Origin of the sequence: Fontibacillus forbon, assembly GCF_046559655.1 — a bacterium.
Taxonomy (GTDB): Bacteria; Bacillota; Bacilli; order Paenibacillales; family Paenibacillaceae; genus Fontibacillus.
Genome location: NZ_JBKGFV010000002.1, coordinates 333,668 through 350,310 on the forward strand (window position 1 = coordinate 333,668; position 16,643 = coordinate 350,310).

General features: G+C 49.8%; 13 protein-coding genes. 8 read left to right on the forward strand and 5 right to left on the reverse strand.

Features of this window, described 5'->3' with window-relative positions; translation table 11 throughout:
* Positions 1-576 precede the first annotated feature (576 nt).
* Complete coding sequence (locus tag ACLB09_RS08275; RefSeq protein WP_410769329.1) at positions 577-1,653, forward strand: bifunctional 3-deoxy-7-phosphoheptulonate synthase/chorismate mutase; 1,077 nt, start codon at positions 577-579, stop codon at positions 1,651-1,653.
* Between the two features lie 14 nt (positions 1,654-1,667).
* Here the strand turns inward: ACLB09_RS08275 and ACLB09_RS08280 are convergent, their stop codons facing one another.
* On the reverse strand, positions 1,668-2,756 hold the full coding sequence (locus tag ACLB09_RS08280) for a lactonase family protein (protein ID WP_410769330.1): 1,089 nt from the start codon (positions 2,754-2,756) through the stop codon (positions 1,668-1,670).
* Between the two features lie 265 nt (positions 2,757-3,021).
* Here ACLB09_RS08280 and ACLB09_RS08285 point away from each other — a divergent pair, with 265 nt between their 5' ends.
* Positions 3,022-3,381, forward strand: a complete 360-nt coding sequence (locus ACLB09_RS08285; RefSeq protein ID WP_410769331.1) for a LytTR family transcriptional regulator DNA-binding domain-containing protein — start codon at positions 3,022-3,024, stop codon at positions 3,379-3,381.
* Between the two features lie 79 nt (positions 3,382-3,460).
* Here ACLB09_RS08285 and ACLB09_RS08290 read toward each other — a convergent pair whose 3' ends face one another.
* Both ACLB09_RS08290 and ACLB09_RS08295 read right to left on the reverse strand, forming a co-directional pair.
* Positions 3,461-4,453: an aldose 1-epimerase gene (locus ACLB09_RS08290; protein ID WP_410769332.1), complete on the reverse strand. Its 993-nt coding sequence runs from the start codon at positions 4,451-4,453 to the stop codon at positions 3,461-3,463.
* A gap of 106 nt (positions 4,454-4,559) precedes the next feature.
* A complete protein-coding gene (locus ACLB09_RS08295) occupies positions 4,560-5,822 on the reverse strand; it encodes an MFS transporter (protein ID WP_410769333.1) in 1,263 nt (420 codons plus the stop codon).
* A 165-nt stretch (positions 5,823-5,987) separates the two neighbouring features.
* On the opposite strand from ACLB09_RS08295, the gene ACLB09_RS08300 reads away from it, so the two are divergent.
* The 4 genes from ACLB09_RS08300 (at position 5,988) to ACLB09_RS08315 (ending at position 11,805) form a co-directional block, all read left to right on the forward strand.
* The gene (locus ACLB09_RS08300) at positions 5,988-6,893 is read left to right on the forward strand and encodes a C40 family peptidase (RefSeq protein WP_410769334.1); all 906 of its coding nucleotides are present in this window, start codon (positions 5,988-5,990) and stop codon (positions 6,891-6,893) included.
* Positions 6,894-7,096: 203 nt separating this feature from the next.
* Positions 7,097-8,020 (forward strand): molecular chaperone DnaJ, encoded by a 924-nt coding sequence (locus ACLB09_RS08305; RefSeq protein WP_410769336.1) that lies wholly within the window; start codon positions 7,097-7,099, stop codon positions 8,018-8,020.
* Positions 8,021-8,202: 182 nt separating this feature from the next.
* A complete protein-coding gene (locus ACLB09_RS08310; protein WP_410769337.1) occupies positions 8,203-9,255 on the forward strand; it encodes a LacI family DNA-binding transcriptional regulator in 1,053 nt (350 codons plus the stop codon).
* A 108-nt stretch (positions 9,256-9,363) separates the two neighbouring features.
* Positions 9,364-11,805, forward strand: a complete 2,442-nt coding sequence (locus tag ACLB09_RS08315) for a GH36-type glycosyl hydrolase domain-containing protein (RefSeq protein ID WP_410769338.1) — start codon at positions 9,364-9,366, stop codon at positions 11,803-11,805.
* 335 nt (positions 11,806-12,140) lie between these two features.
* On the opposite strand, the gene ACLB09_RS08320 is transcribed toward ACLB09_RS08315, so the two are convergent.
* Positions 12,141-13,595: a DHA2 family efflux MFS transporter permease subunit gene (locus tag ACLB09_RS08320; RefSeq protein WP_410769339.1), complete on the reverse strand. Its 1,455-nt coding sequence runs from the start codon at positions 13,593-13,595 to the stop codon at positions 12,141-12,143.
* A 43-nt stretch (positions 13,596-13,638) separates the two neighbouring features.
* Positions 13,639-14,097 (reverse strand): MarR family winged helix-turn-helix transcriptional regulator, encoded by a 459-nt coding sequence (locus ACLB09_RS08325; RefSeq protein WP_410769340.1) that lies wholly within the window; start codon positions 14,095-14,097, stop codon positions 13,639-13,641.
* A gap of 288 nt (positions 14,098-14,385) precedes the next feature.
* Between ACLB09_RS08325 and ACLB09_RS08330 the strand changes: the two genes are divergently transcribed.
* Both ACLB09_RS08330 and ACLB09_RS08335 read left to right on the forward strand, forming a co-directional pair.
* Positions 14,386-15,636: a methyl-accepting chemotaxis protein gene (locus ACLB09_RS08330; RefSeq protein WP_410769341.1), complete on the forward strand. Its 1,251-nt coding sequence runs from the start codon at positions 14,386-14,388 to the stop codon at positions 15,634-15,636.
* Between the two features lie 117 nt (positions 15,637-15,753).
* The gene (locus tag ACLB09_RS08335; RefSeq protein ID WP_410769342.1) at positions 15,754-16,638 is read left to right on the forward strand and encodes a sigma-70 family RNA polymerase sigma factor; all 885 of its coding nucleotides are present in this window, start codon (positions 15,754-15,756) and stop codon (positions 16,636-16,638) included.
* Positions 16,639-16,643: the final 5 nt, after the last annotated feature.

Genomic DNA, 16,643 nt, shown 5'->3' on the forward strand with positions numbered 1-16,643 from the left:
TAAGCAACCTGCTCCCTCATAAATAGACTTCAAAATAACCTATGATTTCATCTTAAGCGAGCCGAAGCAAGAAAAGCAAGTCACCAGGCCTGATCTCCTTTTTTTGTGCCATAGCCGGAATCCCAAGTCTTCCCCGGCACTTTACCGCAACGACGCTTTAATGTTTCTTCACTGGCGTGTAAGCACTTGCCATTTTATATTTCCAGGCATATAATCTCGTATAAATTACGTAATGAAATTTTCCGAAGGACTATGACGGAGAAAAGTAAGCGAATGCGTCCAAACAGGGACGGTGGTGCCGGAGACTGAGAGCACCCCGCTGGAGCCGCGCCGCCGAAGTTCGCTCCCGAGTCGATTCCTGAACAGCCGCAAGTGGCAGTAAGGAACTCCGGCCGCACACCGTTATCCGTGTCTAAGCTGAGAAACCAGAAGGTTGTCTAACAAGGGTGGTACCGCGGTAACCCCGTCCCTTGATAGGCGGCCTTTTCTGCGTTTACGGTTGTCCAAACACGATTTGATCAGGTTGAGTACAGCATCGGTCTGCATTTTAAGCCAAATATAAGGAGTGAAAGTAACATGAGTCAACCATTGGAGGAATTAAGAGATCAATTGGACGGTATCAATCATGAACTTCTAAAGCTGTTAAACAAACGCGCCGAAATCGTCCGGAGTATCGGAGAAATCAAAGACAAACAAGGAGTGCCCAAATTCGATCCCGTACGGGAAAGAGCGATGCTCGAAGAATTGACCCGGCACAATCCCGGACCTTTCAAGGACTCAGAGGTCAAGCACATTTTCAAGGAGATTTTCAAAGCCTCGCTGAATCTTCAGGAGGAAGATCATAAACAACAACTGCTCGTCAGCCGAAAAAAACAGCCCGAAAATACTGTAATCGATGTGCTTGGCACACCGGTCGGCGGAGGTTCCCAGGTTATGATCGCAGGACCTTGCTCCGTGGAATCTTATGAGCAGCTGCGGACCGTCGCTTCCGCCTTAAAAGACGCAGGTATTAAGGTGATGCGTGGCGGCGCCTTCAAACCGAGAACATCGCCTTACGATTTTCAGGGGCTTGGCGTTGAAGGCTTGAAAATGCTCAAGGAAGTCGCGGCTGAATTCGGGCTGGCTACGATTAGCGAAATTGTCCATCCCGCACATATTGAGCTGGCGGAGCAATATATCGACGTTATTCAAATCGGTGCCCGAAATATGCAGAACTTCGAACTGCTAAAAGCCGCAGGGGAAGCAAACATCCCCGTTCTGTTGAAGCGGGGGATCGCCGCCACGCTGGAGGAATTCGTTCACGCCGCGGAATATATTGCGGTAAACGGAAATTCCAGAGTTATGCTGATCGAACGCGGCATCCGCACTTATGAAAAATGGACGCGCAACACCTTGGATATTTCCGCCGTACCGCTGCTGAAACAGGAGACCCATCTTCCGGTGCTCGTGGATGTAAGCCATTCGACGGGCCGGAAGGACATCTTACTCCCATGCGCCAAAGCGGCTCTGGCCGCCGGTGCCGACGGGATCATGGTCGAGGTTCATCCCGATCCGCAGGTAGCCTTGTCCGACGCCGCACAGCAGCTCAATATTCCGCAATTTCAGGAACTATGGGAAGGAATCCGCCTTTCCGGACTGTTCAAGGAATCCTAATTTAAATGGCCTGACTACGACCGAAGCAGCACCGGTTTCACGCAAACCGGCTTGGAGACGGTAGCTGTTCGGCCGGTGAAGGTCAATCTGCCGCTTTCGCGATCTACCCGGAACAATACCAGATTATCCGAATCTCGATTGGCTACGATCACATGGTTTCCGGACGGAGTAAGCGCGAAATGGCGAGGGTGGCCGCCTTCGGTCGATACGTGCTCCACATAAGAAAGTCTCCCGGTTTCCGGATGAATGCTGAATTGAACGATACTGTCGTGGCCGCGGTTTGACCCGTATAGAAACATCCCGTCCCGGGAAATCGCTATTTCCGCGGTCGTATTTTCGCCATTAAAGTCATCCGGCAAAGTCGACAGCGTCTCCAACAGTGTTAACCGGCCGTTAGCGGCATCGAACCGGAAGGAAGATATTGAATTTCCGACTTCGTTAATCGAATAAAGAAATTTCCCTCCGGGGTGAAACGCCAGGTGGCGCGGTCCCGATCCGGGCGGTGTCTTGGTATCGCCAACCGGCTGCAATGTACCATCTTCCGTATTTACGGCATAGGTACGCACCAGATCCAGCCCCAGATCGGCGACCAGCATAAACCGGTTACCCGGACTGAACTGTGCAGAATGAGGGTGCGGACGATCCTGTCTCACAGGGTCTGCTCCGTGCCCCTCGTGCTGCTGTTCATCCGACAGTTCAAGCAGCCGTCCGTCGGCCGCAAGTTTAACCAGCCCCACGTTACCGCCATGATAACCGGATACAGCCAAAAACTTAAATTCATGGTCGTTTTGAATATGCGACGTTGAAGGCCGGATCGTTCTGATCCGGTTTATTTCCGTCAGCCTTCCCGCTGCCGTATCGATGGAAAAGGACACCGCTTCGCCGACTCTTTCCCCGTCTTCACTTTTCGTTTCCGAGATGGCATAAAGTTTACCGCTGCCGCCATCTACGCTTACAAACGTCGGATTTTTCAAGCCCGATACGGCATTCAGACGGGTGAATTCCCCCGTAATTTCATTCAATTCATATACATAAACTCCGGTGTCAGCCGGCTCGGCGTAGGAACCGATAAACAGGAGCAGACGCTCATTTACTTCAGACAAGAATAATTACCTCCTTATTGGTTTTAATTATATAAGATGAATAATGAATAGGTTGCCGGCAAGGGAGCAAAATGATTCCGAAAGAAACGGCAGTTCAACTTATATAAAAAACTTATTTCCCTTTATTTTTCTCTAATTTCGCCCAAAAGTCCAGCCCGTCCCCCCCCACCTTCCTTAAAAATTTAAATAGATCCCCTACACAAAACGGTAAAAATATGGTATACTGCAAGCGCTTCCACAACATCATCTAAAGGGGGAATTTGGAATGATGAATGTCGGACCGGAGAAGAAGGACGTGTATGATCTCAATCCGCACGATGCCTATTTCTTCAAAATCGGAGCCCACGGGCTAGTTTGCTTCCACGGCAGAAATTACAGCATAAAACAGAGATTCTCTGCGGAACAAACCTCCAAACTCGTATCGGACTCCTCTTTTTACCGTATCAGCACCAATTGCTACGTCAATCTGTTTAAAATCTCGGAAATTCGCGACAATGTAGTCATGTTCCGCGATGAAATTCACGGGATCAAGACGATCAACGTTCCGAGAAGAAACCTGGAGCAGATTAAACGCCTGCTTCCGGCAAGCCGCCCCGAGGCAGCGGAGATCAATCAAGTCGTCTAGCGTCACCCACTCCCAAAGAAAAAGCAGCCGGTTCCACGCGAAATGGAACAGGGCTGCTTTTTCAATTTATCAGATTTAATTATTTCAAATAAAAACGGGCCGTTTCTTCCCAGATTTCGCCGGGGGCCAGACCGAACAGGCCGATTTCATCTCCAGGCAGATTCACTTTCGGAGCGTTCACGAGATTGATTTGCGGCTCAGGGCAAAAGAATCCTTCCGTCGCTCCATTGTTCCAAATCATCCATTGTTTGTAGGAAGTCCCCACGTCATAAACCAGGGTTACACCAAGCTTCTCATCGGTCAGTTCCATCCGGTTGCGGCCGTTTTGCGGTACCGCCGTATAGTGATTATCCATGGACGCATAGAACGGATACAACCCTTCTCCCTTCAATTGCAGTTCCTCTTGGGTTAACGGCTGATAGGAGCCGGTTGGCAGCATCCGGTCGCTCAACTGCCAGCGCTCGCCGATGGTAAGTTTCACCTTGTAATCCTTGGCTTCGCTGCCAGGCGCAAAAGGAGCGTTGACAGCGGTATGGAATGCCAGCAAGCAAGGCATTTCTTTATCGCCGTCGTTACGTACGAATAAATGCTGGGATAGTCCATTCTCGCTCAGTGCATATTTCAGTCTCACTGTAAAGCGGAAAGGCAGATATTGATACGCCTCATGATGTTCGTCGACTACAGCCTTCACTGTGACATAGCTTTCCAGCTTGCTTTGCCCATAATCCTCCACCTGCCAATTCGCCGTATGCAGAAATCCGTGCAAGTGGTTGCCGGTAGCTTCTTCATTCACCGGAAAACGGTAAACTTCCCCTTTCCAAGGGAACAGCCCGTCCTCATATCGGTTAGGCGGGAACAGCACCGGAATCCCGTAGACTCCAGGGTTATTCTTGAATGTATCCATTTCTCCTTCCGCCGGCTCGCGGAGAATTCGGTAACCGCTTTCGGTATCGCGGAAAGAAATCAGGTTTCCTCCGACGCCCGGAAGCATGACAGCCTCATATTTTCCCGCTTGCAGAAAGACTGCAGGCTCCTCTTGAAACATGCCTTCATAGGCTTTGATTTGTGTCATCTCTCATATCTCCCTTCAAACCTTATCTTGCTTGAACAACCTGGTATGGATTATACAAAATGCAGGTTCAAAAGTCACCCTTTCCAATCACAGGACCAAAGCCCGGTTATTCGTCCCTCAATATTTTCCGGCCCAGGGTCATTGCCAGCAGGATCATCAGTACGCCGACAGCCAACTGCATGCCGAACACCTGCATCCAGTGCGGCCAATCCGTGATCCATTCATACATTTTACCGCCGATCAGCGGGCCGAAAAAGGAAGCAACTCCCGTGATGGCGGAATACATCGCCATGTACATCGGCCTTTCCGCCTTCGGCGTATCCCCGATCATGAAATTGAAGGCAAGCTGATTAAACCCGCCTACTCCGATCCCAAAGGCTGCATGCTCAAAAAATAAAACGGGGAGCACGGGAAATGCCGAGAGCAGGCCCCAGGACAGTATCGCCAACGCAATGAGCGGCATCGTCCACCACAGCAATCTTCGATTGCTGTACCTTGCGTTCAGGTTGCCCCATACATAAAAGCTGGCCATCATGAACACGGTTTGCGTTACGTTCAGCAGGGAAATCGTCTTATAATTGATATCCAGCAATTCGAGCATGACGTAGGAATACAGCGGCACGACAAGATTTTGCAAAAAAAGAAAGCCTGCGATAAAACCCGTGGATTTTATAAAGGAACCGTCCTTCAACGGCTTTCGAAGCATCGGAATAAATTTGCTCTCCTCCGAACGTTCGAAAGGCAGATCCGGATAAAAGAAAAACGTTATGATATTGCCCCCGATGCATATCCAGGCCACGATATATAAATACAGAAAGCCCTGTCCGCCGGGAAACTGGTCGAGCAGCATCCCCCCTATAAACATAAACAAGGTTCCAAGGCCGTTTACCAATGTATTGCGGATTCCAAAATATCTTCCTCTGACCCTTGCGGGTACTATATCGCTGATCAGCGAATTCCAGAGCATCGCCACTATCGTATTAAACATAAAAGCGGATACATAGAACCCGAAATAAGCCGCTACCCAATAGCGTTCGGGAAACAAAAACGGCGCCAACCCGGTTGCACCCCATAATAAACGCTGAATGGTACCGAAGATCACGAAAGCCCATTTTCGGCTGCGGATTTTTTGAATGAAAAAGGCAACGAAAAGCTGCCCGATATTGACAAAAGTCGTAATCGCAAGCACAAATCCCAATTGGCCGGATGTTGCGCCCAAATACAGGAGAAATCCCGTTAGAAACTGTCCTCCGATCAAGGTTTGGAAAATGACCGACGGGATTCCTTCCACCGTGGCGATCGTCAAATTTCTGCGGTGTACGGATTCTTTACGGTGTGTGCTCTGTTTCAAATTTAAGCTGCCCCACACGATGATGACACACTCCTTATGGCTCTACTATGTTCCATTCCGGGAAAAGACCACCGGCATACATAAAAAATCCGAACTTCTACATACTCAAAATACGTGGTTCCCCGGCCAATGAAAATCCAGAGCCAAGAACCTGTAACCTACATGAATGGAGTGCGATTGAACATGCGCAATACGATTTGGAAAAGGGCAACGCTCCCGATTTTGTCAGGGCTTCTGCTGGTTGCCTGCGCAGCCTGCGGAAACGGACAGTCCGGGCCCTCCGTCAAGTCCGCCCCGCCCTCGGAAAATCCGCTGATCCAAAATACGCCTGGAGAAGACGATGCGGGGAGTTCCTGGATTCCGCTTGCCCAGGTTGCCGACTCGCTTGGTCTGCGTCTGAAAGAAACCAGCGCTATGGCCAAAATGGGATATACCGACGTCATGTTTCAAGTCGAACCCAGCCAGAGAAGCGCCGTCTCCTTCGGAAAACAAATCTCGTTGTCCCAGGCCCCAATCTCTCAGAACGGGCAAATTTGCTTGACCGCCAATGCCCTTGGCGAGCTTCTCCAAACTGATGTTAAGCTTGACCGCAGGACCGGTAATCTGCAGATCGCACCGCTTCGCAATGACGGAGGCCCATCGGAGAACAACCCGCAGCAAGCCGCAGGCGTGAAGCGGATGAACATCCTCAGCCTCTCTGGAAACCGGGACGAGCTGATCTCCTTCGCCAAACAATTTCTCGGCACCCCTTACGATTTCGGGGCATCGACTTACGAACAGTCCAAAAAATTCGACTGTTCTTCTTTTACGCGCCATGTATTCAAACGATTCGGGATCAGTCTTCCCCGCCTGGCCAGGGATCAGGCAAAGGTGGGCACCTCGGTTGAAAGGTCCAGCCTGCAAACCGGCGATTTGATCTTCTTCACGGTTCCAGGACGATTCGAAAACGACAAGATTCCAGGGCATGTCGGCATTTATATCGGAGACGGCAAATTCATTCACACCTGGGGTGAACCGGGCGTGCAAATCAGCCCCCTGGACACCGGATATTGGCATGACGTGATTCTGTTCATGCGCCGGGTACAATAAATTTTATCCGCAAGCTAAAGATCCTTCATAGCCAAGGGGCCGCGGTCTCTTGGCATACTCTTCTTTCTTCTTTCGTTTCCGCAATATTCGACTCTATTTCCTTTCGCTACAAATACCAAGTATAATAAATGAAAGAATCACTTTCCATATCATTTCTAGTACAAAAATGGATCAAATGCACACATAATTAGAGGAGATTAGCGATGGACGATTTGAAAAGAGCTTATGAACTGTTAGGACTTTCCGAGAACGCTTCCAGAGAGGAAGTAGAGAAAGCTTTCGACCTGCTGCTTAGAAGATCCCGTTCCCGACGGCCAAATGCACAGGGTGACGGCGAATCGGAAGAAAATGAGTACGATCTTCAACTCAAAGCTTATAAAACGATCGTGGAGTATGAAGAACGCAGCAAAATCGATGAAATGAGCCGTAAGCGTTACGGCAAATGGGGGAAATTCGCCGGAAACGCCGAGAAAGTCGACGATTTCTTCCGACTTCACAAAACGAAGGTTATTATCGGTATTATCGCCGTCATCGCGCTAGTAGTCGGAATCACTGCCTTTATTAATCACCGTGAAGAACAAAAACGGCTGGCTGCCTTGCCTCCGATCGATTTGTCGATCATGTTTGTGGGCAACTATATGACGGATCAAAATCAAGGCGGCGACGAAGGACTCGAAAAGGCCATGACCGCCCAATTTCCGGAATGGAAGAGACTGAAAGTCATTCTTACATATTTGCCGTCTCAAGGCGAAGGGGGCGGCACAGCCGATCTTGCCTACCAGCAAAAGGCCATGGCCATGGTTGCCACCGAAAAACCGGATGTATATATTTTGGATGAGAATTCATTTGATTGGCTAGGCGGAGGCGGAGTTCTGGAAAAACTGGATACGGAAGCAAACGGTGTGCTGAAGCCGCTGCTAGGTGAGAATTCCATCAAAGTTGGACGTACCGAGGAAGAGACCGAGGATCATGTCTACGGCATCCGGGTGACCGATAGCCCGCTCGCGAAGCAACTGCCCCTCGCAATGCAGGATATGATCATCACAGTACGTATCGGATCGGACAACAAGGATAAAGCGATCCATTTGATTGAACGATATTTGGAGCCGGACAACACTGCGAAATAGCATCTGGTTCTTCAATCCCGGCGCCTCGAACGGCTCCGGGATTTTTATTTATAGGAAGACCGCCCTCACCGAGAGTGGATAACCACGCCTCACGCAAAAGTCAAAAATTAAGAATTGATTTACGTAAGCGCATCTACTACAATAGGGGTATAAACGCGCGTTTACAGAAAGTAGGGAGCCACATGCGCAGTGAAGATATTGCCAAGTTGGCCGGAGTGTCCCGCAGTACCGTGTCTCGCGTCATCAACAATTACTCTAACGTTCCCGAAGCGACCCGGGCCAAAGTGCTGCAAGTGATCGAGCAGTATCAGTACGAGCCCAACAGCTTCGCCAGAGCGCTGGCCGGCAAGCGGACCGATACGATCGGACTGTTCGCCATCAGTATGAACGAGAAGGAAAACGCGACTCGCATTTACCAGAACAGCTACTTTGCCCCGATCGTCGATCTTGTCGTCGATACGGCGAACGCCCGCGGATTTTATGTACTTATTCATACCGTATATTCTCCCGGGGATTTCCAGAAAATAAAACAGGCTTTTCTGCAAAAGCGGATTGACGGAGGCATTCTCGTCGGCACGCAAAAGGATATCGAGCTCGTGCGTGAACTGGTCAGTCAGGAGGCACCGCTCGTTCTCATCGACTATGACATCTCCGAGATTATGGCCGAGCGGCTCAACAAAAACCATCTGGCCGTCATCAACTCGATGGACTATGAGGGAACCGTTGAAGCCATTGAGTACCTGATCCAACTCGGTCACCGCGAAATTGGAATCATCAAAGGTAGGATGAACACCTTTTCGGGCCGGGAACGTTACATGGCCTACGAGAACACGTTGCAGAAGCACGGTTTGCCCCTGGTGGAAGATTTTATTCTGGAAGGCGACTTTCTTAAGGAAACCGCCTACCGCGAGGCAGCCAGATTAGCGCTTGGCGGCAAGATGCCTACCGCCCTGTTCAGTTCGAACGACGACATGGCGATATCCGCAATGGAAGCGTTCTCCGAACATGGGATCAGCGTACCCGACCAGCTTTCGATCATCGGATTCGATGATGTGCAACTCGCCGCCCGGATCAGTCCCAAGCTGACTTCGGTCAAGCTGCCGATCGACGATATGGCCAAAGCGGCTGTGGAAAAAGTGATCGGCCTCTGCAATGCCGAAGAACCGACATTCAGCACGGTAAGTTTTCCCGCCCGGCTTGTGATTCGAGATTCGTGCAAGCCGGCCGGGAATTAGCGGGTAATGCTCCGGCAAGCCGGACACGCCTCTTCCCTTCCAAGGGTGAGGCGATGTCTTTTCACTACAATAAACGCGCGTTCATAAACGAAGGGAGAGACATGATTCATGAAATTCGGACATTTTGACGACGTTCGCAAAGAATATGTAATCAACACGCCACAAACCCCTTATCCGTGGATTAACTATCTGGGTAACGAACAATTTTTCGGACTGATTTCCAACACGGCCGGAGGCTACACCTTTTACCGGGATGCCCGCTTGCGCCGTTTGACCCGCTACCGGTACAACAATATTCCGCTGGATACGGGCGGCCGTTACTACTACCTGCGCGACCATGACAACGACGATTTCTGGACTCCGGGCTGGATGCCAGTCAAACGCGATCTTGATTTCTATGAGTGCCGTCACGGCCTTGGTTATACTTCGATTACCGGTGAGCGCGGCGGTATTTCCGTTAATCAGCTCGCTTTCATCCCGCTCGGTTATACTGGCGAAGTACATCGTTTGACTGTTAAGAACACAAGTTCTGCCAATAAAACAGTCTCCCTCTTCTCCTTTGCCGAGTTCTGTCTGTGGAATGCCCAGGACGACATGACCAACTTCCAACGCAACCTCAGCACCGGCGAAGTGGAAGTTAAGGATTCCGTCATCTATCACAAAACGGAATATCGCGAACGCAGAAACCACTATGCCTTCTATTCCGTAAACCGGAACATCGACGGCTTCGATACGGACCGCGAATCGTTCGTGGGTCTGTACAACGGCCTGCATGAACCGCAAGCCGTCGTTGCCGGTAAAGCCACCAACTCCGTTGCTAGCGGCTGGTCCCCGATCGGATCGCATGAAATCAAGCTGACTCTTGCGCCAGGCGAAGAACAAAGCCTCGTATTCATCCTTGGTTATGTTGAAGTTGCCGAGGAAGATAAATGGGAAGCTTCAAGCGTCATCAACAAGAAACCGGCTCAAGCGATGATCGAGAAGTTCGCAACGGACGCCGATGTGGATCGCGCTATGGAAGAGCTTGCTTCCTACTGGGAGAACCTGCTGTCCAAATACCAAATTAACAGCGGCGACGACAAGCTGAACCGGATGGTCAACATCTGGAACCCGTATCAATGTATGGTTACGTTCAACATGTCCCGTTCCGCTTCCTATTTCGAATCCGGCATCGGCCGCGGCATGGGCTTCCGCGATTCGAACCAGGATTTGCTCGGCTTCGTGCATCAAATTCCGGAACGCGCCAGAGAACGTATTCTCGATATCGCCGCTACGCAATTTGAAGACGGCAGCGCATATCACCAATATCAACCGCTCACCAAAAAGGGCAACAACGAAGTCGGCAGCGGGTTCAACGACGATCCGTTGTGGCTGATCCTCGGAACTGCCGCTTATATTAAAGAAACCGGCGATGTAAGCATTCTGGACGAACAAGTTCCGTTCGACAGCAATCCGGACAACACGGCTACCCTGTTCGAGCATTTGAAACGCTCTTACTATCATGTCATTCACAACCTCGGACCTCACGGTTTGCCGTTGATCGGCCGTGCGGACTGGAACGACTGCCTCAACCTGAACTGCTTCTCCAAGGAGCCGGGCGAATCTTTCCAAACGACCGAGAACATTGCAGGCGGTACGGCGGAATCCGTATTCATCGCAGGTCTGTTCGTCTACGTGAGCCCGGATTTTGCAGAAATCTGCCGGATGCGCGGCCTCGACGACGAAGCGGCTGAAGCAGTTTCTCAAGCGGAGAAAATGAGTGCCATCACGCTTGAGCACGGCTTTGACGGTGACTGGTTCCTGCGCGCTTACGACCACTACGGCGAGAAGATCGGCAGCAAAGAAAACGAAGAAGGCCAAATCTTCATCGAGCCGCAAGGCATGTGCGTAATGGCCGGCATCGGCGTTGAGGAAGGCCTTGCCGATAAAGCGATGACTTCCGTGAAGGAAAGACTCGACACCAAATACGGTATCGTGCTGCAACAGCCTCCGTATTCCAAGTACTATCTGAACCTGGGCGAAATTTCGACGTATCCGCCTGGATACAAAGAAAATGCCGGTATTTTCTGCCACAACAACCCGTGGATCATGATCGGGGAAACCGTGCTCGGCCATGGCGACAGAGCGTTCGAAATCTATTCGAAGATTGCTCCGGCTTACCTGGAAGACATCAGTGAAGTTCACCGCATGGAGCCTTACGTTTATTCGCAAATGATCGCGGGTAAAGACGCGGTTCGTCACGGGGAAGCGAAAAACTCCTGGCTGACGGGTACGGCTGCCTGGAACTATGTAGCGATCACGCAAGCGATCCTCGGGATTCAAGCGGACTTCACCGGCCTGAAGGTTGAACCATGTATTCCTACGGCATGGGACGGCTTTGAAATCACCCGCGTATTCCGCGGCGACACGTACGTGATCCAAATCAACAATCCGGATCATGTATCCAAAGGCGTGAAGAGCATGACGGTTGACGGCAAAGCCGTTGAAGGCAACATTATTGCACCGTTCGGCGACGGCGGCGTTCATAAAGTTGTTGTAACGCTGGGCTAATCGGCAATAAGATTGTAATACCAAAAGAGCCGGGATTCATTGGACTTTCTCCAATGGATCCCGGCTCTTTCTTTTTAGCAGAACGTCTTGATTAGATATTATCCAACGATATCCCGCGAAAGAGATAAGCGTTCCAGTGATTTGGATTAAATGGTTGGAATTTATCCAATCAAGCTTATATAAAAACGAGTCTTCAGCGAACCTTGTTGGAATTTTTCCATGGAAGTTGCTCCGTTCGACCGTCATCCGTATTTGCCAGCCTAAAAAACAAGCTGAAGCAGCAACAAGGTTCCCTTTTCCGTTGCGCTCAGCTTGTTTTATTTTACTTGCTATGCTTAAGCCTTCGCAGGCTTGATTTCCACTTCTTTGCCCTGTCCCTCCCGGTTGATCTTCACTTTCTTGATAAAGAAAGAGAGGACGAAAGCGACGGCCGTTATGCCCGTGGCGATAACAAAGGCATAATCAATTCCATGAATCGTCGCATCTTTGGTTATTTGAGCCAGTACATCGGCATTCGCGGGATCCTTCGGATTAATTCCGGCGGAAATGACCATTTCCGTAACCCGGCTTTTGGTCTGGGACGACATGATCGACACCAGCAGGGCTGTCCCAAGCGCTCCGGCGATCGTCCGCAGCGTATTGGACATGGCCGTGCCGTGAGCGTTCAGCCTTGCCGGAAGCTGGTTCAGACCGGCGGTTTGAATCGGCATCATCAGCATGGACATCCCGAACATCCGGGCGGTATATATGAAGATCAGATGAGTGTAAGTCGTACTGTCCGTTAGCTTGCTGAACTCCCAAGTCGTTACGATCGTAATGGCTAGTCCAATGACGGCCAGCCATCGGGCTCCGACTTTGTCAAAGATGATTCCCGTAATCGGCGACATGATCCCCATCAGAATCGCACCCGGCATAAGAAGAAGTCCAGATTCAAGAGGAGAAAAGCCGCGGATCGTCTGCAGGTAGATCGGAAGCAAAATCATGGCTGCATACATCGCCATCGTAACCACAACATTAATGATCGTTGTCAGGGAAAACATGTTGTACTTAAACACCCGAAATTCCAGCATCGGATGCTTGCTCGTCAACTGACGCCAGAGGAACAAGGCTAATGCGGCTACGCCAACGATCAGGCTGACGACAACCTCGGTCGCCCCCCATCCTTCACTTCCTGCTTCACTGAATCCGTAGAGGACTCCGCCAAAGCCGAGAGTCGACATTACAATGGACAGATAGTCAAGTTTAGGACGGGATACTTCGGTTACATTTTTCATAAAGATGAATCCTAAAATAATCGAAAGTACGGAAAACGGCAAAACGATCCAGAACAGCATATTCCAAGGATGATGCTCTATAATCCAACCGGATAATGTAGGACCTACCGCTGGAGCGAAAATCATTGCGATTCCCATCGTCCCCATTGCTTGGCCGCGTTTTTCTATCGGGAAGATGGTCAGGAACACCACGGTCATGAGCGGCATAAGCACCCCGGCTCCTGCTGCCTGTATCAGGCGTCCGATCAAAACCATTCCGAAACTGGAGCCGATACCGCAGACGAGCGTGCCTATGGCAAACAACGTAGTGGCCGCGATAAACAACTTTCGGGTTGAGAAGCGCTCCATGAGATAGGCGCTAACCGGAATTAAAACGCCGTTTACGAGCATAAATCCGGTAACCAGCCATTGAATGGTCGTTTCCGTAACGTTTAAGTCTATCATCATGTGTGGCAATGCCACGTTCATCAGGGTTTGGTTCAAGATCGAAACGAACGCCCCGATAAGAAGCGCCATAACGATTGGCCACCTTTTGAAGGAGACCGTTGCAGTATTTGATCTATTGTTGTTCACTCTGGTTTCCTTCTCTCACTTTAATGATTATATCTATAATTTTTTTATGAGTCTCCAGCATTTGAAAAATCTCTTCCTCAGGCAGTTCGAGTACCCTTGAAATGGATTCGGTATATTTTAAGTCTGTCTGGTGCTCAACCTCCCTTCCTTTCGCGGTAAGATGCAGCGTGATGGATCTGCGGTCGCTGACAAGCCGTCTTCGTTCCACCAATTCCGCTTTGACAAGGCGGTCGATCACCCCGCTTACCGTACTGTTTCCTAGCCGCATGGATTCCGCTAGTTCGCTCATGGCGATCCCCGGCTGCCTCAGTATCGTCTTGAGGGCCATATACTGGATACCGGTTATTCCAATACTGTCAGCCTGAAGTGACAACAATTGGTACGAAGCCTTTTTGATCTCCCGAAATGACTCCACGATTTCATGTATCAATTCTTTCTGATCCAAGCTCGTTCATCCTTTTGATTAAATTTTCTTATTTTACTTGTTTAATATTTCGTACACGAAATAATAACGTACGTTTTATATAACTATGTTTAATCCGGATTGTCAAGCCGTTTATTTGGGATCTGTAGGTAATCTCACCAATCCTAATCAGGCATATTCATTTTTTTACATAGTAAGCAAAATTCAGCATTATTCTTGTTTCTCCGCATTTTTTGTCCTATCCCCTTTGCCTTACCGATGTTATAATGATGGTATAAATATCCTATATACAAGGAGGGCATCATACCTATGTCATGGTTCAACAGACTTCCTTTAGCCAAGAAAATCCCTGCCGCCTGCTATCTTGTGGCCGCGCTTTTTGCGATTCCCGCACTCATTGTGTTCACGATTGTCGGTAAATTGCTTATAGGGATTGTTCTGATCGTAGTCTTGGGAGCGCTTACTTACCCTCTCACCAAGTATTTGCAGGGCGCTCTGACAGGGTCTTTTGACGACATCACCAATGCTTCCGCAAAAATTGCCAAAGGGGACTTTACCAGCCGAATCATGGAATCCGGAGGCATGGAGGATTTAAACCGTTCCTTCAACAGCATGGTTGACAAGCTCCGGAAAATCTTGCAGGAAACATCGGAAATAACCCGCAAAGTTATGGATTCCAGCCGAAGCATTTCTGACCGGAACCAGGAACTCATCAACGTCATGACCCAGGTAGGCCACTCCTCCAATGAGCTTGCTCTTGGTGCCAATGAGATTTCCGAAGACGTTAGCGGCATGAAGGATTCGATCGGCGAGATCGAGAACAAAGTAAGCAACTATACCGATTCTACACGGGAGATGAACAGCCGTTCCCGCGAAATGCTTAGTCTGGTTGAAAAGGGCCGGGACTCCGTATCCATGCAGGCAGACGGGATGCGGCGGAATATCGAAGCTACCGGAAAAGTGGCCGAATCGATAGAGGCTCTTGCAAAAAATGCACGCGGCATCACCAAGATTACAGCAACGATTTCCGAAATCGCCGAGCAAACCAATTTATTGTCATTAAACGCTTCCATCGAAGCGGCCCGTGCCGGTGAACATGGCGCCGGATTTGCCGTAGTCGCCCAGGAAGTGCGCAAACTGGCCGAGGAATCGACTTCGTCGACGAAGGAAGTTTTCAATCTTGTCCGCAGCATTGAACAAGACGTCAAGCTCGCCGGACAAAATATAAAGATTAATGAGGAAGTCGTAAACCAGCAAAATGCGATGATTCGCGAAGCGGAGCATATTTTCGAGCAAATCGTGCAGAGCGTTCAGTATATTACGGAACAGATTTCCGCCTTTTCCAAAGAAAGCGAGTCCATGTTGGAAAGCGCCCATAACATCTCTTCGTCCATCCAGAACATTTCCGCGATTACCCAACAATCCGCGGCCGGTACGGAACAGGTTTCCGCATCCATGAATGAACAAATTATTTCGATTCAAGCTATGGCTGATGAAACCGAAGCCATGAAAAATGCGGTGTTCCAACTGCATAAAACGATACATATTTTCAAGTTTTAATTGCGCCGAAAGAGCCTTGTCCTGATTCCGCAGGACAAGGCTCTTTTGCATTTGATATATTAGATAACAGACTGGATAATTCGTAACCTGTGAATCCAATGAAGGGGGTTCGTCGGAGTGACTACCGATTTGGAACAATATTACCACGAAAACAAGTTGCACCTGACCGCCCTGTCCTACCGTCTGACAGGATCGTGGGCCGAAGCCGAGGATATCGTTCAGGAGACGTTTTTGGCTCTGTTCGAAAACGCTCCCGGGCTCGAACACATCCGTAACCCCGGACCTTACTTTAGACGGGCGGTTGTAAACCGCAGTTTGAATGCTCTACAATCACCCAGATTATCGCGCGAAACTTATTTCGGTACTTGGCTTCCCGAGCCCGTTTTTCAATCGGCACCGAATGACGAAGCGGAACCTGTGCTCAGGGAGGAACAAATCTCTTATGCTTTTATGGCCATGCTTGAACATCTCTCTCCCGATGAAAGGACCGTTTTTGTGCTGAGAGAGTCATTTGGCGTGGAATATTATGAAATTGCGGCTATGCTGGGCAAAACCGAAGCTTCATGCCGCAAGCTGTTAAGCCGTGCCCGCCAGAAATTGAGACCGCAACAGACGGAGTTGCCTCAGAAGGATCATGCTGTCTCCGGCTGGGTCAGCGCCTTCCTGAAGGCTGCACGAACCGGGGATTTTGCTCCCCTGCTGAATTTGTTCCGCGAAGATGCCGTCATGTGGAGCGATGGCGGTGGCAAAGTCCGCTCGGCTATTAATCCGATCATCACCAGAAACCGGATCATCGCCTTCTGGTCCGGAATTACGAAAAAAGGCTCCATGGAAGGTGATTTGGTGCCTAGCTTGATTAACGGTCAAGAAGGGCTTGTCTTATTCCGGAACGGGATCGCTGTGAAAGTAATTCTTGTTGATGAAGATCACACAGGTCTTATTCGGAATGTCTATCTGATAACCAATCCGGACAAGCTCGTTCATGTGCCGGTACTGAGATGACTTTG

Coding starts and splice junctions, on each gene's coding strand:
- ACLB09_RS08315 (WP_410769338.1), top strand. CDS start 9,364: ATGAAATTCGGACATTTTGACGACGTTCGCAAAGAATATGTAATCAAC.
- ACLB09_RS08275 (WP_410769329.1), top strand. CDS start 577: ATGAGTCAACCATTGGAGGAATTAAGAGATCAATTGGACGGTATCAAT.
- ACLB09_RS08330 (WP_410769341.1), top strand. CDS start 14,386: ATGTCATGGTTCAACAGACTTCCTTTAGCCAAGAAAATCCCTGCCGCC.
- ACLB09_RS08290 (WP_410769332.1), bottom strand. CDS start 4,453: ATGACACAAATCAAAGCCTATGAAGGCATGTTTCAAGAGGAGCCTGCA.
- ACLB09_RS08305 (WP_410769336.1), top strand. CDS start 7,097: ATGGACGATTTGAAAAGAGCTTATGAACTGTTAGGACTTTCCGAGAAC.
- ACLB09_RS08285 (WP_410769331.1), top strand. CDS start 3,022: ATGATGAATGTCGGACCGGAGAAGAAGGACGTGTATGATCTCAATCCG.
- ACLB09_RS08310 (WP_410769337.1), top strand. CDS start 8,203: ATGCGCAGTGAAGATATTGCCAAGTTGGCCGGAGTGTCCCGCAGTACC.
- ACLB09_RS08320 (WP_410769339.1), bottom strand. CDS start 13,595: ATGGCGCTTCTTATCGGGGCGTTCGTTTCGATCTTGAACCAAACCCTG.
- ACLB09_RS08300 (WP_410769334.1), top strand. CDS start 5,988: ATGCGCAATACGATTTGGAAAAGGGCAACGCTCCCGATTTTGTCAGGG.